Annotated in this window: 15 protein-coding genes; 11 read left to right on the top strand and 4 right to left on the bottom strand. The window is 74.2% G+C overall.

Going from position 1 to position 19,277, the window contains the following annotated elements; all coding sequences use genetic code 11:
• Nucleotides 1-8 precede the first annotated feature (8 nt).
• The 11 genes from MLV88_RS17835 (at nucleotide 9) to MLV88_RS17885 (ending at nucleotide 13,216) form a co-directional block, all read left to right on the top strand.
• Nucleotides 9-2,066, top strand: a complete 2,058-nt coding sequence (locus MLV88_RS17835) for a S9 family peptidase (protein WP_243338235.1) — start codon at nucleotides 9-11, stop codon at nucleotides 2,064-2,066.
• Nucleotides 2,067-2,120: 54 nt separating this feature from the next.
• Nucleotides 2,121-3,155, top strand: coding sequence for a rod shape-determining protein (locus MLV88_RS17840; RefSeq protein ID WP_011984441.1), 1,035 nt, complete (start codon nucleotides 2,121-2,123; stop codon nucleotides 3,153-3,155).
• Between the two features lie 220 nt (nucleotides 3,156-3,375).
• On the top strand, nucleotides 3,376-4,158 hold the full coding sequence (locus tag MLV88_RS17845; protein ID WP_243338237.1) for a hypothetical protein: 783 nt from the start codon (nucleotides 3,376-3,378) through the stop codon (nucleotides 4,156-4,158).
• Nucleotides 4,159-4,167: 9 nt separating this feature from the next.
• Nucleotides 4,168-5,913: a M14 family zinc carboxypeptidase gene (locus MLV88_RS17850; RefSeq protein WP_243338239.1), complete on the top strand. Its 1,746-nt coding sequence runs from the start codon at nucleotides 4,168-4,170 to the stop codon at nucleotides 5,911-5,913.
• 231 nt (nucleotides 5,914-6,144) lie between these two features.
• A complete protein-coding gene (locus MLV88_RS17855; protein ID WP_242356623.1) occupies nucleotides 6,145-6,450 on the top strand; it encodes a hypothetical protein in 306 nt (101 codons plus the stop codon).
• 235 nt (nucleotides 6,451-6,685) lie between these two features.
• Entirely contained in the window at nucleotides 6,686-8,398 is a 1,713-nt protein-coding gene (locus MLV88_RS17860) for a cytochrome b/b6 domain-containing protein (RefSeq protein ID WP_242340906.1), read from the top strand.
• Nucleotides 8,399-8,519: 121 nt separating this feature from the next.
• Complete coding sequence (locus tag MLV88_RS17865) at nucleotides 8,520-9,428, top strand: hypothetical protein (RefSeq protein ID WP_242360204.1); 909 nt, start codon at nucleotides 8,520-8,522, stop codon at nucleotides 9,426-9,428.
• A complete protein-coding gene (locus tag MLV88_RS17870; protein ID WP_242356619.1) occupies nucleotides 9,425-10,930 on the top strand; it encodes an ATP-binding protein in 1,506 nt (501 codons plus the stop codon). Before MLV88_RS17865 ends, MLV88_RS17870 begins: the two co-directional genes overlap by 4 nt.
• On the top strand, nucleotides 10,927-12,300 hold the full coding sequence (locus tag MLV88_RS17875) for a sigma-54-dependent transcriptional regulator (RefSeq protein WP_243338240.1): 1,374 nt from the start codon (nucleotides 10,927-10,929) through the stop codon (nucleotides 12,298-12,300). The genes MLV88_RS17870 and MLV88_RS17875 overlap by 4 nt, the downstream gene beginning before the upstream one ends.
• Nucleotides 12,297-12,902 carry a GNAT family N-acetyltransferase gene (locus tag MLV88_RS17880; RefSeq protein WP_242340911.1) on the top strand — a complete coding sequence of 202 codons (606 nt, stop codon included), beginning with the start codon at nucleotides 12,297-12,299 and terminating at the stop codon, nucleotides 12,900-12,902. The genes MLV88_RS17875 and MLV88_RS17880 overlap by 4 nt, the downstream gene beginning before the upstream one ends.
• A gap of 5 nt (nucleotides 12,903-12,907) precedes the next feature.
• Nucleotides 12,908-13,216, top strand: a complete 309-nt coding sequence (locus MLV88_RS17885; RefSeq protein ID WP_242340912.1) for a Dabb family protein — start codon at nucleotides 12,908-12,910, stop codon at nucleotides 13,214-13,216.
• A gap of 139 nt (nucleotides 13,217-13,355) precedes the next feature.
• Here MLV88_RS17885 and MLV88_RS17890 read toward each other — a convergent pair whose 3' ends face one another.
• From MLV88_RS17890 to MLV88_RS17905, 4 genes are all read right to left on the bottom strand, one after another.
• The gene (locus MLV88_RS17890) at nucleotides 13,356-14,288 is read right to left on the bottom strand and encodes a PD-(D/E)XK nuclease family protein (protein WP_243338241.1); all 933 of its coding nucleotides are present in this window, start codon (nucleotides 14,286-14,288) and stop codon (nucleotides 13,356-13,358) included.
• 266 nt (nucleotides 14,289-14,554) lie between these two features.
• Nucleotides 14,555-15,940 (bottom strand): sensor histidine kinase, encoded by a 1,386-nt coding sequence (locus MLV88_RS17895; protein ID WP_242356608.1) that lies wholly within the window; start codon nucleotides 15,938-15,940, stop codon nucleotides 14,555-14,557.
• Nucleotides 15,941-16,146: 206 nt separating this feature from the next.
• Nucleotides 16,147-17,658: a M16 family metallopeptidase gene (locus MLV88_RS17900; protein WP_243338243.1), complete on the bottom strand. Its 1,512-nt coding sequence runs from the start codon at nucleotides 17,656-17,658 to the stop codon at nucleotides 16,147-16,149.
• Nucleotides 17,655-19,166 carry a M16 family metallopeptidase gene (locus tag MLV88_RS17905; RefSeq protein WP_243338245.1) on the bottom strand — a complete coding sequence of 504 codons (1,512 nt, stop codon included), beginning with the start codon at nucleotides 19,164-19,166 and terminating at the stop codon, nucleotides 17,655-17,657. The genes MLV88_RS17900 and MLV88_RS17905 overlap by 4 nt, the downstream gene beginning before the upstream one ends.
• Nucleotides 19,167-19,277 lie beyond the last annotated feature (111 nt).

Here is a 19,277-nt window from a genome sequence, read left to right on the forward strand (position 1 = left end):
GGCGCTCCATGCTGACCTCCGCCCTCGCCGCGCTCGTCGTGGCCACGGCCGCGCCCCGGCCGTTCACGGTGGACGACCTCGTGGCGCTCCCGCGCGTCGGAGCGCCCGAGCTCTCGCCGGACGGCGCCCGGGTCGCCTTCACGGTGGGGCGACTCGACCGGGCGGGCGACAAGATCGCCTCGGCCCTCTACGTCGTCCCCGCGGCGGGCGGCGTGCGGCGGCAGCTCACCGATCGTGACGAGCGCATCTCCTCACCGCGCTTCTCTCCGGACGGCAAGCGGCTCGCCTTCGTCTCGACGCGCGGCGGGACCCCTCAGGCGCACGTGGTGGACCTCGCCTCGGGCGAGATCCGCCCGGTGAGCGACCTGCCCGGCGGCGTGAGCGAGCTGCTCTGGGCGCCGGACGGCGCCTCGCTCCTCGTCACCGCGGACGTGGACCCGCGCTGCGGCGCCGACGCCGCCTGCGCAGCCAGGGCGGAGGCCGAGGCGAAGGGCAAGCCGCGCCTCGCGACCCGCCTCCTGTTCCGCCACTGGAACGAGTGGCGCGAGCGGCTGCGCACGCACGTCCTCCGGGTGCCGCTCGACGGCGGCGCGCCCGCGGACCTCACGCCGGGCGATCGCGACGCGCCGCCCGCCGTCCGCGGCGGCGTGGACGATCTCGCGGTCTCGCCCGACGGGAAGACGCTCTACTTCACCTCCGTCGCGGACCCGCTCGAGGCGGCCTCCACCAACGCGGACGTCTTCGCGGTGCCGCTCGCGGGCGGCGAGGCCCGGCGCGTGACGAGCGGACCGGGCTGGGACGCGAGCCCGCGTCCCTCCCCCGACGGCAGCCGGATCGCCTGGCTCTCGCAGGCGCGCGGCGGCTACGAGTCGGACCGCTTCCGGGTGATGGTGGCCGGGACGGACGGCAAGGACGCCCGCGACCTCACCGCCGGCACGGAGCTCTCCGCGAGCGACCTCCACTGGGCGCGGGGCGGCGCGGCGCTGCGGTTCGCGGCGCTCACCTCCGGCTACCACGAGCTCTACGAGGTGGACGTCCGGAGCGGGAAGATCGCGAAGCTCGCCGGCACGCCGGCGCTCGGCGGAAGGCCGCGCGTGAACGTCCAGTCGGTCTCGTACTCGGCCGACGGGACGCGCGCCGCGGCGCTCGTGGACGGGATCTCCGCCCCGCCCGAGGTCGCGGTGCTGGAGGGAGCACCGGGCAAGGCGCGCTGGGCGGAGCGCACGCGGCTCGCCGCGGACGCGCTCGCCGGCGTCGCGCGCCCGACGCTGCGGCCGCTCGAGGCGATCTCGAAGGACGGCACGAAGGTGTTCGGCTGGATCGTCCTCCCCGCCGGCCAGCGCGACGGCGAGCGCCACCCCGCGGCGGTGCTCGTCCACGGGGGACCGCAGGGCGCCTGGAACGACGCCTGGACCTCGCGCTGGAACGCCATGCTGTACGCGGCGCGCGGCTACGCGGTGGTGCTGCCGAACCCGCGCGGCTCGACCGGCTACGGGCAGGCTTACGTGGACGCCGTCTCGCGCGACTGGGGCGGCAAGCCGTACGAGGACCTGATGGCCCTCGTCGATGCCGCCATCGCCCTAGGCTCGGTGGACGGTGAGCGCATGTGTGCCGCGGGCGCGAGCTACGGCGGCTACATGGTTCACTGGCTGAACGGCCAGACCGACCGCTTCCGCTGCCTCGTCTCGCACGCCGGGATCTTCGACCTGGAGGCGTTCTTCTACCGGACCGAGGAGCTGTGGTTTCCGGAGTGGGAGTTCGGCGGGACGCCGTTCGAGCAGCCGGGCGACTACCAGAAGTTCTCGCCCTCCCGCTTCGTGCAGCGCTGGCACACGCCCACCCTCGTCTCGGTGGGCGAGCTCGACTACCGCACCGGCGTCGACCAGGGCTACGCGGCCTTCACGGCCCTGCAGCGGCGCGGGATCCCTTCGAAGCTCCTCGCATTCCCCGACGAAGGGCATTGGGTCTCCAAGCCGAAGAATGCGAGAGTGTTCTACGATGTTGTGCTCGGGTGGCTCGACGAGCACATCGGCCCCGCGGCGAACCTGTCCGCGAAGGCGCGCTAACCTCCCGAAACCGCTTGCCGTTCGAACCCGCCCTGCCATAATCCGGACCCCGCCGTGCTCAACTGGCTTCACAACATGCTGTCGCGCGATCTCGCGATCGATCTCGGGACCGCGAACACCCTCATCTACATCCGCGGCATGGGCATCGTCTCGAACGAGCCCAGCGTCGTCGCCGTCCAGCAGGACGCGCGCGGCGGCCGCAAGGTCCTCGCCGTGGGCAAGGAGGCGAAGGAGATGCTCGGGCGCACGCCCGGGAACATCGTCGCCATCCGCCCGATGAAGGACGGAGTCATCGCCGACTTCGAGGTCACGGCGGCGATGCTCAAGTACTTCATCCAGAGCGCGCACAACCGGAAGAGCTTCGTGAAGCCGCGCATCATCATCGGCATCCCCTCGGGGATCACCGAGGTGGAGAAGCGCGCGGTGCGCGAGGCGGCCGAGAGCGCGGGCGCGCGCGAGGTCTACCTCATCGAGCAGCCCATGGCGGCGGCGATCGGGGCGGGCCTGCCCATCACCGAGCCTTCGGGCAACATGATCGTCGACATCGGCGGCGGCACCTCCGACGTCGCGGTGATCTCGCTCGGTGGGATCGTCTACAGCCGCTCGGTGCGCATCGCCGGCGACAAGATGGACGAGGCGATCATCCAGCACATCAAGCGCAAGTACAACCTCCTCATCGGCGAGCGCACCGCCGAGCTCATCAAGATGGGCATCGGCACCGCCTATCCGACCGAGGAGGAGCTCACGATGGACATCAAGGGGCGCGACCTCGTCGCCGGCGTGCCGCGCACCCTGACCGTCACGTCCTCCGAGATCCGCGAGGCGCTCTCCGAGCCCATCAACGGGATCGTCGAGGCGGTGAAGGTGACGCTCGAGCGGACCCCGCCCGAGCTCGCGGGCGACATCGCCGACCGCGGCATCGTCCTCGCGGGCGGCGGCGCCCTGCTCAAGAACCTCGACGTGCTGCTCCGCGAGGAGACCGGGCTCCCGGTGTTCCTCGCCGAGGACCCGCTCTCGTCGGTCGTCATCGGCGCGGGGAAGGCGCTCGAGGAGCTGGACATCCTGCGCCAGGTCACGGCGCACGGGTAGCTCGTCCGTCCCGCCCCGAACGAAGCGCGCCTGGCGAAGGCGCTCTCTCCACGACCGCCGCCGGCCCTCGGGCCGCGGCGGTCGTTCCGCCTGAGGGTCGCTGCGGCCGCGTGACGTCTCGATCGGTCTCCGCTGAGGCCGGGGCGGCCTCCCGGTTGACGGATCGTCGAGCGCGGCGAGGGGTCTCGCGCCGAGGCCTCGCGGGCGTTAGGTCCCGCGCATGGCCCTGGCGCTCGAGCTCGAGGGATCGCCGATCGCGTACGCGGCGGCCGGGCTCGTCGTCGCCATCGCCTTCGCGTTCGGGGTCGCCGCCTCCACCGAGCCGCCGGCGGAGCGGGACGTGGGAGCACGGCTCGCGTACGCGGAGTGCCTCGCCTCGGGGCGCACCCGCGCTGCGTGCGCGCCGAGGCGCGACGTCGCGCTCACGATGTGCGCGGCGCGGCGGCCGCTCTCCGAGTGCGAGGAGCTCCTCGCCGAGGCGGACCGCGCGCCGCTGGAGGTGCTCGCCGGGGCGGAGGACGCGCGCGTGGCGGGTCCGCTCCACGGCAGCGCCCGCCGCGCCGCCGCCGGGGCGGTGCTCTCGGTCGCCGCCCTCGCGATCGTCGTCGCGCGGCGCCGGCCGCGCCCCGCGGCGTTCGCGCGGCTCGCCGCCGGCGCGATCGCCGGGCTCGCGCTCGCCTCGCTCCCGGCGCTCGCGGCGGCGGCGTTCGGCGTGCTCGTGTCGGCGGCCGTGCCGGAGAGCGAGGTCGCGCTGGTCGGATTCGGCCTGTTCGTCGCGACGTTCGCGGCGGTGGTGGGGATGCCCGTCGCGGCGGGCGCGGCGGACCCGTCGCCGGCGGCACGGCGCCAGCGTGTGCACGCGAGCCTCGCGGTGGTCGCGTGTGGGATGTCGCTCTGGATCGTCCTCGTCGGACCCATCCCGGCGGGGCTCGCGGGCGTGCTGCAGGCTTTCTCGGCGGTGGCGCTCGCACTGACAGGCTATCTCGCGCCGCGCTCATTATGATGCGCGGCCATGCCCATCGCCCCCGCGGCGGCCCTCGCGGCCGCGCTCCTCTCCGCAACCGCCCAGGACCTCGTCACCACCGCCGAGCGCACCGCCTTCGAGCGCACCGGCCGCTACGACGAGGCGGTCCGGCTGTGCCGCGACTACGCGCGCGCCTTCCCGCGGCGCGCCCGCTGCGTGGGCTTCGGCGTGACGCCGGAGCGGCGCGAGCTCGTGGCGCTCGTCGCGAGCGCCGACGGCGTCCTCACCCCCTACGCGGCTCGCGCCCGGCGGCGCCCGGTGGTCCTGTTCCAGGGCGCCATCCACGCGGGCGAGCTCGACGGCAAGGACGCGGGCTTCATCCTGCTCCGCGAGCTGCTCCGGAAGGGCGGCGGGCCGCTCGCGGGCGTCACCGCGGTGTTCGTGCCGGTCTTCAACGTCGACGGGCACGAGCGGTTCGGGCCGCTGCAGCGGCCGAACCAGCGCGGGCCGCTCGAGGCGGGCTGGCGCGTGACCGCGGCGAACCTGAACCTGAACCGCGACTACCTGAAGGCGGACGCGCCCGAGACGCGCGCCATGCTCGCGCTCCTGCGCAAGTGGGATCCCATCGTCTACGCGGACCTGCACGTCACCGACGGCGCGCAGTTCCAGCACGACCTCGCCGTGATGGTCGAGCCGCGCTTCGGCTACGCCGCGGCGCTCCGTCCCGAGGGCGCTGCGCTCTCCGAGGCGCTCCTCGCGCGGCTCACCGCCGGCGGCCACCTCCCGGTGGACTTCTACCCCTCCTTCCGCGAGGACGGCGATCCGGCGAGCGGGTTCGCGCAGGGCGTGCCGCCGCCGCACTTCGGCCACGGCTACTGGGCGGCGCAGGACCGCATCGGCATCCTCCTCGAGGCGCACTCGTGGCGTCCCTACGGCGAGCGCGTGAAGGGGGCGGTCGACTTCCTCCGCGCGCTCCTCGAGCTCGCCGCCGAGCGCGGCGCCCGCTGGCGCGCCGCCGCCGAGCGCGCGGATCGCGAGGCGCCGTCGCTCGCCGGGCGCGAGGTCGCGCTCGCCTTCGAGCCCACCGGCGAGCCGACGCCCCTCGCCTTCCGGGGCTACGCCTACGTCCGCGAGCCCTCCGTCGTCACCGGCGCGCCCGTGACCCGCTACGACGAGTCGCGCCCGGAGGTCTGGAACCTGCCATACCTCGCTGCGCTCCGTCCGGCCGCGAGCGCCGTCCTCCCCAGGGGCGGCTGGGTTGTGCCGGCCGGCTTCGCTGAGCCGGTCGCGGCGAAGCTCGCGGTCCACGGGGTGCGCTTCGAGCGCCTCGGCGGCGCGCGCCCGCCGCGCGAGGTGGAGGTCTTCCGCGCCACGGAGGCGAAGTTCCGCGCCGAGCCGTTCGAGGGGCGCCAGCAGCTCTCGGTGAAGGGCGCGTGGGCCCGCGAGCAGCGGTCGATCGGGGCGGGCGCGCTGTTCGTGCCCGTCGCCCAGCCGCGCGCGCTCGTCGCGGCGCACCTCCTCGAGCCGGCCGCGCCCGACGCGCTCCTCGCCTGGGGGACCTTCAACGCCGCCTTCGAGCGCAAGGAGTACATCGAGGACTACGTGCTCGAGCCGTTCGCCCGCCAGCTGCTCGCGGAGGACGCGGCGGTCCGCGCGGAGTGGGAGCAGCGGCTCGCGGATCCGACGTTCGCGGCGGACCGGCGGGCGCGGAGCGAGTTCTTCTTCCGCCGCCACCCGGCCTGGGACGAGACGTACCGGCGCTATCCGGTGGTGCGGGTGGACGCGCGGCCTTGAGGAGCTGAGGCGGCTCCGGCGCGCCGCGGAACCGCATGATGTGGAGCGCGCAGCGCGATGTCGTCCCGCCCCGGCGGGCTGTCGGGAGAACCCGACGCCGGAGCGCGCAAGCCCGCGAGAGGAGGCGCGGCGATCCTGGCAGCGGTCGTGCAGTAGGGAGCGAGCACGGCGGACGCGACGCGGTGGTGCTCGCCGGAACCTTCCAGACCGCAGCGAACCAGGAGAACCGTCATGCAGAGCAAGACCCCCTCCCTCATCGGCGCCGGACTCGGCCTCGCCCTCTTCCTCGCCGTCGCGCTCCTCCCCTCGATGCTGTACGGCGGCTACGCGGGCGTGCTCCTCGCCGGCGGCATCTTCGGCACGCCGCTCGAGCCGACGTTCCTCGTGCGCGCGCTCATCGTCTTCGGGATCGTGCTCGGCGTGGCCGGCGTGGGCGCGCTGTTCGCGGTGATGGGCGCCGCCGCGGGCGCCGGCGTGGGCGCGCTGACCGGCCTCGCCGTCCGGAAGCCGGCCGCCCAGGAGGCGTCGCCCGAGTAGCTGCGCCGCCGATGTGCCGCTCGACCCGTCGCGGGCCCGGGGACCTCTCCGGGCTCGCGGCTTTTCTCGCGGCGGTGTGCGCGAACGCGCAGCCTTTCCCGTTCGGGCCGATTGCGCGCAAGCTTTGCGACCTCCCGGCGATTGATGTCGCGCAAACCCTCGTGATTTCCGGAACATAACCTCAGAATCTGTTTGGGTGCAGGGGCATGTCCGTTGCACCCGCGACCCACCGCCTATGCGAGCCATTCTCCTCTCCTTCGCGCTCCTCCTCGCCTCGACCGCTCGGGCGGAAGAGCCGAAGCTGCCCCAGGGCAGCGACACCTGTCTCCAGTGCCACTCCCCCGGCGGCGACGGCCCCACCGTCCACCCGGACCTCTTCGCCAAGTCCGTCCACGCCCAGAACGGCGTCGGCTGCACGGACTGCCACGCGGGCTACACGGAAGAGCACGCGATGGGCGGCACCCTCCCGCCCCTGTCCGACGCGGAGCAGAAGTTCGTCTCCCGGCTGGAGAAGGCCGCCTGGGCCGACGGCGAGAAGAAGGTGAAGGTCACCTCCCCGCGCGCCTACCTCGCCTGCCAGAACTGCCACACCGAGCAGACCGACGCGTTCGCCGCCTCGGTCCACTCGAAGTGGCAGCGTGAGGACGCGAAGGTCGCGGGTCCCACCTGCGCCTCCTGCCACGGCTCGCTCCACTCCGTGAAGGCGCTGGCGTTCTACGAGCCGAAGTCCGGCGCCCGCCAGCCGGTGCCCGAGGATCGCCGCGCGATGGCGAAGCGCTGCGAGGCCTGCCACGGCAACGAGGAGTTCGCCAAGGAGGCCGGCCTCAACCCCGAGGCGGCGGTCACCTACCACGACTCCATCCACGGCCGCCTCGTCCGCGTCGGCAACACCTTCGCGCCGGTGTGCGTGAGCTGCCACGCGGCGCCCGCGAACCGGGGCGGCACCCACGCGATCGTGGCGAAGACGGACCCGAACTCGATCGTGAACGTGAAGAACCGCAAGGACGCCTGCGCGCGCTGCCACGCCGGCGCCACGGACAGCTTCGCGTCGCTCATCGCCCACAAGACGCCGCAGGAGACGTCCGGGCACCCCGTCCCGCACATCATCCACATCGCGTTCTCGTACCTCACCACGCTCACGCTGCTGTTCTTCGCGTTCCACGTGCTCGTCGACTTCGTCTACGAGCTGCGCCAGCGCATGCGGGCGAAGGGTGGCCACGGCCCCTCCGTCGACGCGGTGCGGAGCGTCATCCGGTTCGACATCCACCAGCGCATCCAGCACTGGCTCATGCTCTCCGGCGTCATCCTGCTCGGCATCACCGGCTGGCCGCTCCGCGGCGCCGGGACGTTCGGCAACGCGCCCATCATCGGGGGCAGGGACGCGGCGCCCTACTCCGAGGCGTTCATGAAGATCTTCGGCGGCGCGGAGGGCGCGGCGATGTGGCACCGCGTCGGCGCCGTCCTCATCATCGCCTCGTCGATCTACCACCTCTTCTACCTGACGTTCCTCGCGGCCCAGAAGCGGCTCCCGCTCTCGATGCTGCCCGGGCCGAAGGACGCCGTCGACATGCGGGACAACATCCTCTTCATGCTCGGCGTGAAGAAGGAGCGGCCCAGGTTCGACCGGTACATGTACCTGGAGAAGTTCGACTACTGGGCCGTGTTCTGGGGCATCGTGATGATGGTGGGCACCGGGTTCATCTTCTGGTTCCCGGCCTTCTTCGCGGCGTGGGCGCCGAGCTGGCTCATCTCCTCCGCCCTCATCATCCACGGCGAGGAGGCGACGCTCGCGATCCTCTTCCTCTTCGTGGTGCACTTCTACAACGTGCACCTGAAGCCCTCGATCTTCCCGATGAACTGGGCCTGGCTGAACGGCCGGATCAGCGTCGAGATGATGAAGCACGAGCATCCGCTGGAGTACGACCGGATGAGCGACGAGCAGAAGTAAGCCGCCCGCCCAGGGAGCGAGCGTCGGGGGGCCGCGCGGGAGACTGCGCGGCCCCCCTCTTTTTCCAGGGCGGCGCGGACGCGCGGACCCGGGACGGGCCGCGCTACAATCGCGCTCCCCCATGAGGCTCTCACGCCCCGCGAAGACGCTGGCCCTCACCCTCGCCGCGCTCGCCGTGGCCGCCCTCGCCGCGGGCGCGTGGCGCTTCAAGCGCTACGTCGACGAGGATCCGCGCCTCTGCGCGACCTGCCACCAGGCGAGCCCGGAGTTCGCGCTCTGGATGGCCGGCACGCACAAGAGCGTCGCCTGCCAGCGCTGCCACCACGCGAAGGCCGAGCAGGGCGTCGCCATGCTGGGCGCGTTCCTCCTCGGGAAGGCGCCGGCGGGGCACGGCGGCGTCGAGATCGGCTCCTGCGCCGAGTGCCACTTCTCGCACGACCCGCGCTGGCCGCAGGTGGGGGGCTCGCGCGGCCACCGGATCCACTACGAGCAGCACCGCATCGCCTGCGTGCGCTGCCACGCCGCGAGCATGCACGGCTTCGAGCCCATCGCCGCGAAGTGCGCCGAGTGCCACCCCGGCCACGCCGTCCGCGTGCAGGGCATGGAAGGGATGCACTGCTTCGCGTGCCACGAGTTCCTCGGCGACGCTCCCGGGCTCCGGCCGACGCGCCGCGACTGCCTCCGCTGCCACACCGCCCAGGGCATCCACGCGCCGGTGAAGGAGCACGGCCCGATGGCGATGGCCTGCTCGAGCTGCCACCGGCCGCACGCCCCGCCGGGCGAGACGCTCGTCTCCTGCACGCACTGCCACGACTTCGCCGCGACGCGGCGCGCGGGGCTGCACGCGAACGCCGCCCACGCCCGCTGCGTGGACTGCCACCCGCCGCACACCTGGTCCGCCGAGCCGGCGAGCTGCCAGCGCTGCCACGCGCACGCCAGCGCGCACGCGAACGGGAAGACCTGCACCGCCTGCCACGCCTTCGCCGGCGCGCCGCGGCCCCTGCACCCGCAGGAGGAGGGCGGGCCGTGACCCTCAGGCTCAAGCTCTTCGTCCTCATCGCGGCGGTCATCATCTTCGCGATGAGCGGCGTCACCGCGGTCGCGCTCTGGCGCGAGGTGGTCCGCGGCCAGGAGCTCCTCGCGCGCGAGGGCGTCGCCATCGCGTCCACGGCCGCCACGGCGGGCGCCCACTGGGTGCGGGCCGATGGCGTGGATCCGGGCGGCGAGGCCGCGCTCCCCGCGGTGCTCGAGCGGGTGGTGGCGAGCGCACCGCTCGACCGCGCCTGGATCGTCGACCGCAGGGGCAAGGTCCTCGCCTGCGTCACGCGCACGGAGGAGCCCTGCCCCGAGGGCGTTCCGCCCAGCGAGTTCCAGGTCGCGGAGGCGCCGCTGCAGGCGCTCGGGCGGCTCCTGCGACCGGAGGGGATCGTGGCCTCCGCGCCCATCCTGCGAGGCGGCGCGGTGGTGGGGGCGGTGCGGGTCGACTTCACCCACGAGGAGGTGATCGGCAACGCCCGCAACCTGGCGTGGGGGGCGAGCATCGTCGCCGCCTTCTGGATCTTCGTCGGGCAGCTGCTCGCCGCGATCTTCCTCCGCCGCGTGACCCAGCCGCTCGTGCGGCTGTCCGAGGCGGCCGAGTCGCTCGTCGAGGAGCGCGGCGTGCGCCTCGAGGAGCCTGAGGAGCGCGAGCTCGCCGATCTCGTGCGCGCGTTCAACGACATGTCCCGGCGGCTCGACGACCGCCGCGCCGAGAACCAGCGGCTCATCGCCGAGCTCGAGGAGCGCGTCGCCCAGAAGACCCGCGAGGTGCTGCGCGCGGACCGCCTCGCGACGCTCGGCGGGATCGCCGCGGGCTTCGCCCACGAGATCGGGAACTCCCTGAACGTCATCCGCGGCTACGCGTCGGTGGCGGCCCGCGAGCTCCCGCCGGAGGCGGAGGTGAAGGGCGACGTGGAGGCGATCCGCCGCGAGGTGACGCGCGCGGCCGTGCTCATCGAGCGCTTCCTCGTGTTCGCGCGCGCCCGCACGGTCCACCCCATCGCCCAGCCGGTCGAGCCGATCCTGCGCGAGGCGGTGGAGGTGGTCGGCCCCGCGGCCGCGCAGGCGCGGGTCGAGCGCCTGGTCGAGATCGCGCCGGACCTCCCGGACGTGGTGGCCGACGGGGAGCTGCTCCGCCAGGCGTTCCTGAACCTCTGCGTGAACGCCGTGCAGGCGATGCAGGAGCGCGGGGGCGGCACGCTCGTGGCCCGCGCCCGCCGCGAGGGCGAGGCCGTGGTGGTCGAGGTGGCGGACAGCGGCCCCGGCCTCGAGCGCGACGTCTCGGCGCACGTGTTCGACCCGTTCTTCACCACCAAGGCGAACGGGACCGGCCTCGGCCTCGCCATCGTGCGCCAGGCGGCGGAGGCGCACGGCGGGACCGTCGAGGTCGAGAGCGCGCCCGGGCGCGGGGCGACCTTCCGCATCCGCCTCCCCGCCGCGCCGTCCGAGGCGGCCGTCGCTCTCGCAGGGGACGCCGTGAGAGGAGCGCCGTGAGCAAACCGAACCTCATGGTCATCGACGACCTCGACTCGGCGCGCCAGATGATGAAGCGCACGCTCGGGCGGTCCTACGCCGTGTACGACTTCCCCTCCGTCGCCGAGGCGCTCCCCGCGGTGGAGCGGGCCGAGTTCGACGCGATCGTGACGGACCTGCGCATGCCGGGGCTCGACGGCATCGAGGGGATGCGCCGCTTCAAGGCGAAGGTGCCGGAGATCCCGGTCATCCTCGTCACGGCGTTCGCCACGGTGGAGACCGCGGTCGAGGCGATGAAGGCGGGCGCGTTCGACTACCTCAAGAAGCCGTTCGAGCCGGAGGAGCTCGAGCTCGTCGTCGCCCGCGCCGTGGAGCACGCCCGCATAAAGCGGGAGAACGCGCGGCTCCGGAGCGCCCTCGCCGGCGAGTTCGGCGTGCACGGGATCATCGGGAAGTCGCAGCCGATGAAGGCGCTCGTCGGGATGCTCGAGCGGATCGCCCCCTCCGACGTGCCGATCCTGGTCGAGGGCGAGTCCGGCACCGGCAAGGACCTCCTCGCCCGCGCGGCGCACGCCATGAGCCGGCGCGCAAGCGGGCCCTACGTGGCGCTCAACATGAGCGCCATCCCCGAGAACCTCGCCGAGGCGGAGCTGTTCGGGCACGAGAAGGGCGCCTTCACCGGCGCCGAGCAGGCGCGGGCCGGGTTCTTCGCCGAGGCGGAGGGCGGCACGCTCTTCCTCGACGAGATCGGCCTCCTCCCGCCGGCGCTGCAGCCGAAGCTCCTGCGCGTGCTCCAGGACGGCGAGTACATCCCGGTGGGCAGCCGCAAGCCGCGCAAGGCGAACGTGCGGGTGATCGCGGCGACGAACGAGGACCTCGCCCGGGCCGTGAAGGAGGGGAAGTTCCGCGAGGACCTCTGGTTCCGGCTGCGCGTCGTCCCGCTCCGGCTCCCGCCCCTGCGCGAGCGGCGCGAGGACATCCCGCTCCTCGTCGAGCACTTCGTCGAGAAGCACGCCCTGCGCCTCGGCCGGCCGCCCCTCGCGCCGGACGGCGAGGCGATGCGCGCGCTCCTCGACCACCCCTGGCCCGGCAACATCCGCGAGCTCGAGCACGCGATCGAGCGCGGGCTCCTGCTGGCGCGCGGAGACGCGATCACCCTCGCGGACCTCCCGCCCGAGCTCACCCCGCCCGCAGGCGACGCGGCGGCGGGCGGGGCGGAGGGGCGCTACCGGCGCGCGCGCGACGCGTGGGAGCGGAAGTTCCTCGAGGACCTCCTGCGCGAGGCGGGCGGCAACGTCGCGAAGGCGGCCGAGTCGGCCGGCCTGCACCGCTCCACGCTCTACGAGAAGCTCCAGCGCTACGGGCTCGTGGAGAAGGACACGAAGGCGTGAGCCGGGGCCGCGGCCTCGCCGGCCGCTCGTCGCGTCCGCGCGCGCCACGGGCCGCGACGCTCCGGGCCGCGTCGCTCGACGACGCGACCGCCGTCGCGCGGGTCATGCGCTCGGCCGTCCGCGGGCGCGGCGCCGCCGCCTACTCCGACGCCGAGCTCCGCGCCTGGGCGTCGCTGCCGGCGCTGTACCACCGCTGGGCCATGGCGGCCGGCGGCGAGCGCTACGTCGTGGCGGAGCGGGACGGCCTCGTCGTGGGGTACGCGGCGCGGCGCGGCACGGAGCTCACCGCCGTCTTCGTCCTGCCCCGCGCCGCCGGCCGCGGCCTGGGGAGCGCGCTCGTCCGGCACGCCGCGCGCGCCGCTCGCCGCGCGGGCGCGACGCGGCTGCGCGTCCTGGCCGCGCTCGGCGCCGTCCCGTTCTACGAGCGCCTCGGCTTCGCGCGCCGCAGGGACCTCCGCGTCCCCCTCCCCGGCGGCGCCTCGCTCGCCGCGATCCGCATGGAGAAGCGGCTCGACAGTCCGGACGGCCGCGCCGGGAAGCGCGAGCCGAAGCCAGGGAAACGTCCTTCGGATCGAACGCGGGTGCGCCCGCGCGGGAGGTGAACGGAATGGTGAAGCACATCGTGTTCTGGACGCTCAAGGAGCGGGCCGAGGGCGGCTCCCGCGAGGAGAACGCCCGCAGGGTGAAGGCGGCGCTCGAGGGGCTCGCGGGCCGCATCCCCGGGCTCCTCGAGATCGAGGTGGGCATCGACTTCGCGCGCAGCGAGGCGTCCTTCGACGTCGCGCTCTACTCCACGTTCGTGGATCGCGCCGCGCTCGACGCCTACCAGGCGCACCCAGAGCACCGCGCCGTCGCCGACCTCATCGCGCGCGTGCGCGAGAAGCGGGCGGTGGTGGACTACGAGGCCCGCGGCTAGAGCGCCGACATGAGCCGGCGACCGCCGACAGGCGAGGCGCCGGTCGGCCACGGCCCCCGCAACGACGCGTTCCGGTGGGAGACGAAGCGGCCCGAGGACGGGGCGCTCGCGTTCCGCTGCGGGAGCCGCGCCTGCCCGGCTACATCCGCCCGCACGGACGGCGGAACGGGCAGCGGCGGCAGCCGTCGCGCTCGGCGTGCTGCGGGAACTGGTCGATGAGGGCCTGGTTGCGGGTGGGGTCGGCGAGCACGGCCCGCATCTCCCCGATGGAGTGGCGCATCTCCGCCTGGCACCGCTCCAGCGCGGCCGCGTCGGCGGCGACCGACACCGTGTCGCCGCCCGAGCCGGCGCCGTTCGCGACGAGGTAGACGAGCCCGCCCAGCACCTGGTCGGGCGGGGCGCTCCACTTCCGCTGCGCGTAGAGCGCGTAGATCCCCACCTGCGTGTGGTCGACGCCGCGCTCCTTGCCGGTCTTCCAGTCGAGGATCCGCACCCGCCCGTCGGCGTCGCGGTAGGCGAAGTCGATCGCGACCCAGATCTTGGTCCCCTCGAAGCTCCAGGAGTCGAGCTCGTCCACCGAGAGCCACTGCTCGCGCGGCGTGCGGCGGATCTCCTCGAAGGTGGGGCTCGCGTAGAACGCCCGGAGCGCTCCGTCCACGACGCCCTCGTAGAGCCGCTTCCAGTCCTCGCCGGGCACCACGTCGCCGTACTCGTGCTCGACGAGACCGACGATGCGCGACGCCTCTCGCCAGTAGCTCTTCTCGCGCGAGGTCGACCACTGCGCCCGCGCGCGGGCCCGCGTCCGCTCCAGCATCCGGTCCAGGGGGAGGAAGTCGCCGGTCGCGCGCGCCCGCGAGAGCATCTGCTTCAGCGCGTCGTGCACGACCGAGCCGGCCCACTGCCAGCGGGAGGAGAGCTTCTTGAGGACGTAGAGCTCGCGCACCGTCGAGCCCGGCGCCGCCTCCCAGCCGCCCCAGCTCCCGTAGTACGCGTAGTAATAGGCGCGCCGGCACTCCACGAACTTCTCGTGGCGCGACTTCGACCAGGAGAACTCGTTCTGGAGATCGGCCATGGCGGGGTGCGGCGGGCAGGGAGCCCGCCGCCGGCGCAGTCTACTTCGGCACCCCGACAGGCGGGCACTCCTCGGGCGAGGGAGCGAGCGGTTGGTTTCGAACGGGTCGCGAGCGCGGCCCAAATCGCGGTCGCGGTCGCGGTCGCGCGCGTCGCGTCGCGTCGACCGACGCTAGCTCTCGCCCGGCGTCGAGCTCGCGGTCGTCACGGCAGCGGAGATCGCTTTGGGCTCGGGGGTCGGCGTGAACCTCGGCGCCGACCCCCGCGTCACCCCACCCGCGCCTCGGCGAGCGAGAGGCGGACCGCGCGCGGCACCCTCACGACGAAGGTCGTGCCCTGTCCCGGCGCCGACTCGACGTCCACCTGCGCGCCCTGGGCCTCCGTGAGGGTCCGCACCACGAAGAGCCCCAGGCCGACGCTGGAGTGGGCGCCCGGGAGACCGCGCGGCGCCCGCTGGAACGGCTCGAAGATGCTGGCTCGGATCGCGGGATCGAGCCCGGGCCCCTCGTCGCGCACCTCGAGGCGGACCGCGCCGTCCTCGCCGACCGCGCCGACGCGCACGGGCCGGTCGGGATCGCCGTACTTGAGCGCGTTCGACAGCAGGTTCGCGACCACCTGCTCCATGCGATCCGGGTCGAACCGGGCGCGCGTGTCGCCCGCGCGCAACAGCTCGATCCGGTGGCCGCGGGCGTCGGCCAGGTCCTCGGCGACGCGGGTGCAGACGTCGTACAGGTCGGCCTCGCACAGGTGGACCGGGATCTCGGCGCCCGCCTTGGCGCGACTCCAGTCGAGGAGGTCGCGGATGAGCCGCTCCATCCGCCGGCCCGCGGCGGCGATCCGGCGGGCTGCGCGCTTGGCGTCCTCGGGGAGGTCGGTGCGAGCGAGCGCCCACGCCGCGGTGAGGATCCCGGAGAGCGGGTTGCGCAGGTCGTGGCTCACCACCGCGACGATCCGCTGCTGCACCTCGAGCACGCGCGCCCGCTCAGCCTCGTGCGCCTCGCGCGCGCGGATCTCCTGCCGCACCACCCGCGCCGCGCCGAGGACGAACACGAGCAGGAGCCCGTCGAGACCGACGAACACGGCGTTGGAGGTCGTGCGGGTGCGGCGGGCCGAGGCCATCGCGCGGGCGACCTCCGCCTCCTCGCGCATCTCGAGCGCCTCGAGCGCGGCGTGCGCCCGCTCGAGCGGCGGCACCGCCTCGGTGGCGCGCTGCATCCGCGCCTCCTCGAAGCGCCCGGCGTCGGCGAGCGCGAGGGCGCGCCCCTGGCCGTCGACGAGGCGCTTCACGGCCGGGCGGATCTTCCCGAGGTAGACTCCGTCGTCGTCCACGCGCTCGGCGCCGACCGCGTCGGTGAGGTGCTGCACCGCGCCGGGGATCCTTCCCCGCGCGTTCTCGTAGCGGGCGCGGTGCCGGGCGTCGCCGCCCGCGACGTACGCGTCCAGGGCCGCGTCGGAGACGAGCATCGCGGACTCGAGCTCCTCGACCGCGAGCTGCGTGTCCGCGGCCATCTCCGCCGCGACGCTCGCGTCGGTCCTCTTCCCGAGGGTGACGCCGGAGAGCACGCCCGAGGCGACGAGGGAGGCGACCGCCACGGCGAAGCCGAGCGCGACGCGCTTCGGCAACCCGAACCACCGGCCGGTCTTCCCCGCCATCATCGACCTCGCGTGAGGAGAACATCCAACACGTGTACGCGTCCGAGGTCATCGTGTCCCGATGTCGCACCCGAGCGAGCGCGGGCGGATATCGCTCCTCGCGAAGAGGGCGAAGAGGGACGCCGCGCGCTCCGACGCGGCGCGCGGAGGCCGCTGTGGGACAGCGCGATCCGTGTCGGGGAGCGGCGCGGGGCGCGCCCGCGTCCTCAGCGCGCGCCCGCCGCCCGGGCCGGACGCGTCCCACGCGCCGGGGAGGGGGCGGGGCGTTCGTCGACCGGTCCGAGCGGGAGCCCCGCGAGCTGGGGCCGTACGACGGACGGGTTCCCGACCATGACCACCGTCATGCGGGCCGGATCGAGGTAGCGCTGCGCGATCCGCCTGACCGCCTCGGCGTCCACCTTCCGCACCGCGTCGGCGTAGCCGTTCCAGTAGTCGTCGGGCAGCCCGTGCAGGGCGAGCTCCGCGACGCGGGAGGCGATCCCGCCGGCGGTGGCGAAGTCCGCGGGCAGGCCGAGCACCAGCGCGTCCTTCGCGTCGGAGAGCTCCTGCGCCGGGACCGGCTCCTCGCGCATCCGGGCGAGCTCGTGCAGGAGCTCCTTCACGGCCGGGCCGGTGACGTCGGCCTTGACGCTGCCGGCGACGAGGCTCACGCCGGCGAGCTTGCGGGCGTCACCCATGGCGTAGACACCGTAGGTGTAACCCTTCTCCTCGCGCAGGTTGCGGAACAGGCGCGAGGAGGAGCCGCCGCCGAGCACCTGGAAGGCCACCGACGCCGCGACGAAGTCGGGCGAGGAGCGCAGGGCGCCGGGCATCCCGACGAGGAGGTACGTCTGCGGCGCGTCGGGCTTCTCGACGAGGATCGTCCGGTGCGGCGCGGCGGGCGGCGTGGGCGCGAGCCGCCCCGGCGCGCCGCCGCGCTTCCAGCGGCCCAGCGTCGCCTCGAGCAGGGGGCGGAGCTCCGCCTCCGCGACGTCGCCCACCACGACGAGCTCGGCGTTCTCGGGGCGGTAGTTCCGGGCGTGGAACTCGGCGAGGTCGCGCGGGCGGGTCGCCTTCACCGACGCCTCGTTCCCGAGCAGATAGTGGCCGTAGGGCATCGGGCCCCAGAAGATCGGGATGAACGTCTTCGAGGCGATGGGCTGCGGCTGATCCCGCTGCTGGAGGAGCGCCACGAGCCGCTGGTCCTGCACGCGGTCGAAGTCGCCCCGGGGGAAGGCCGGGTTCATCGTCACGTCGGCGAAGAGCGTGAGGTACTTCGCGAGGTGCTTCGCGAGCACCGCGCCGGACACGGCGGCGGAGTCGGGGCCGGCCGAGGCGTGGATCGACGCTCCGAGGAAGTTCGTCTCGTCCGAGAGCTGGATCGCGGAGCGGGTCTTCGTCCCCTCGGTGAGCATCGCGGCGGTGAAGCTCGCGAGGCCGGGCAGGCGCGCCGGATCGCGCCCCGCGCCGGCGCCCACGAGGAGGTTCATCGCGACCACCGGGAGGCGGCGGTACTCGACGAGGCGCACCTTGAGGCCGTTCGAGAGCGCGAAGTGGCGCTGCGCGGGGAGCTCGAGCTCCGGCGCGCGCCCGAGCGGCGGGACCTGCGAGCGGTCCGGCCCTGCGGGCGCGGGCGCGGCGGCTGCGACGGGCGGCGGGGCGGCGGGCGCCTTCGCGCGCGGCCCGGCGCAGGCGAGCGCCGCGGCGACGAGGAGGACGAGGGCGTTGCGGCGGATCATCGGACGGCTCCGTTCGCGGGCGGGTTCGGCTGGCTGGCGGCGGGGGGCGGCGGAGGCGCCGGGCTGGGCGCGGGCGCGGGGGCGCCCGGGCCGGGGGGAGCGCCCGCGGGCGGACGCTGCGGCGCGGGGACCTCCGGCCCGCCGGCGGACGGCGTCACGGTCAGGACGACGCGCGCGTCCTTGCGGAGGAAGCGCCGGGTGGCGGCGGACACGTCGGCGGGGGTGAGGGCGCGGTAGCGGGCGAGGTCCTTCGCGAGGTAGCCCGGGTCGCCCGCCCGCAGGTAGTAGTCGGCGAGGGTCGCGGCGCGGCCGCCGAACCCGCCCACCGGCTCGAGCGAGAAGATCGCGCTCGACTCGATGACGTTCTTCGCGCGCTGCAGCTCCTCCGCGCTCGGAGGCTCCGCGGCGAGGCGCGCCAGCTCCTCGTCGATCTCCTTCTCGAGCCGCTCGAGCGAGATCCCCGGCTTCGGGGTGGCCACGACGAGGAACATGCCCGCGAGCGCCTGCCCGGACTGGCCCGCCGAGACGCTCTGCGCGATCCGCTCGTCCATCACGAGCCGCTTCTCGAGGCGCGCGCTCTTGCCCTCGGAGAGCACCTGGCCGGCGACGCCCAGCGCGGCGTCGCCGTCGGCGAAGAGCTTCGGCGTCTGCCACGCGATGTACAGGCGGGGGAGCTGCACGCGGTCCTGCATCGTCGCGCGCTTCTCGGCCGCGATGGGCGCGGGCGCCGGCACGCTCGGCGCGGCCGGCTTCTGCTTGCCCGGGATCCCGCCGAACCACTTCTCGACGAGCGCGCGCGTCCTCGCCGGGTCGATGTCGCCGGCGACGGCGAGCACCGCGTTCTCCGGCCCGTACCAGCGCTGGAAGAACTCCTTCACGTCGCCGAGCGTCGCGGCCTCGAGGTCCTCGTGCGAGCCGATGGGCACCCAGTGGTACGGGAACTCCGGGCTCCAGAGGTTCGAGAGGATCCGCTCGTAGGCGAGCCCGTACGGCTGCATCTCGTAGTTCTCGCGCCGCTCGTTGCGCACGACGTCGCGCTGGTTGTCGAGCTTGTCCTGCGTGAGCGTGGGCAGGAGGTAGCCCATGCGGTCGGCCTCGACGAACAGCATCTGCTCGAGGGCGCTCGTCGGGACCTGCTCCCAGTACTGCGTGGTGTCCTGCGCGGTGGAGCCGTTGCCGCTCCCGCCCGCCGCGTCGAGGAGCCGGTCCGCCTCGCCCTTCGGCAGGTGCTCGGTCCCCTGGAACATGAGGTGCTCGAAGAGGTGGGCGAACCCGGTCCGCCCCTCCTTCTCGTTCTTCGAGCCGACGTCGTACTGGACGTGGACGCCGACGATGGGCGTCGTGTGATCCTCGTGGAGGATGACGGTGAGCCCGTTCTCGAGCCGGAAGAGCGTGTAGGGGATCTCGGGCGCGCTCGCGGCGTCGGCCGCGGCGGCGGGAGCTTGCGCGCGCGGCAGGGCGGGGAGGAGCGCGACGGCGAGCGCGGTCGCGAGGATTCTCGGCGTCATGGCGCGGCGTTATAAGCCCCGCCTCCTCCGGCGTCACGTTCCGTAGCGGGCCCCCTCCGTACCGCCGACCCGCCGTGCGAAATATTCCCTGCTCCGCGGCGTAGACGCCCC

The sequence above is a fragment of the Anaeromyxobacter soli genome (genome assembly GCF_022808855.1).
Classification (GTDB): domain Bacteria; phylum Myxococcota; class Myxococcia; order Myxococcales; family Anaeromyxobacteraceae; genus Anaeromyxobacter; species Anaeromyxobacter soli.

Bases quoted from the DNA above. Each gene is read 5' to 3' on its own strand.
- MLV88_RS17835 (WP_243338235.1), top strand. From the start codon at position 9: ATGCTGACCTCCGCCCTCGCCGCGCTCGTCGTGGCCACGGCCGCGCCC.
- MLV88_RS17845 (WP_243338237.1), top strand. From the start codon at position 3,376: ATGGCCCTGGCGCTCGAGCTCGAGGGATCGCCGATCGCGTACGCGGCG.
- MLV88_RS17850 (WP_243338239.1), top strand. From the start codon at position 4,168: ATGCCCATCGCCCCCGCGGCGGCCCTCGCGGCCGCGCTCCTCTCCGCA.
- MLV88_RS17855 (WP_242356623.1), top strand. From the start codon at position 6,145: ATGCAGAGCAAGACCCCCTCCCTCATCGGCGCCGGACTCGGCCTCGCC.
- MLV88_RS17860 (WP_242340906.1), top strand. From the start codon at position 6,686: ATGCGAGCCATTCTCCTCTCCTTCGCGCTCCTCCTCGCCTCGACCGCT.
- MLV88_RS17865 (WP_242360204.1), top strand. From the start codon at position 8,520: ATGAGGCTCTCACGCCCCGCGAAGACGCTGGCCCTCACCCTCGCCGCG.
- MLV88_RS17885 (WP_242340912.1), top strand. From the start codon at position 12,908: ATGGTGAAGCACATCGTGTTCTGGACGCTCAAGGAGCGGGCCGAGGGC.
- MLV88_RS17890 (WP_243338241.1), bottom strand. From the start codon at position 14,288: ATGGCCGATCTCCAGAACGAGTTCTCCTGGTCGAAGTCGCGCCACGAG.
- MLV88_RS17895 (WP_242356608.1), bottom strand. From the start codon at position 15,940: ATGGCGGGGAAGACCGGCCGGTGGTTCGGGTTGCCGAAGCGCGTCGCG.
- MLV88_RS17900 (WP_243338243.1), bottom strand. From the start codon at position 17,658: ATGATCCGCCGCAACGCCCTCGTCCTCCTCGTCGCCGCGGCGCTCGCC.
- MLV88_RS17905 (WP_243338245.1), bottom strand. From the start codon at position 19,166: ATGACGCCGAGAATCCTCGCGACCGCGCTCGCCGTCGCGCTCCTCCCC.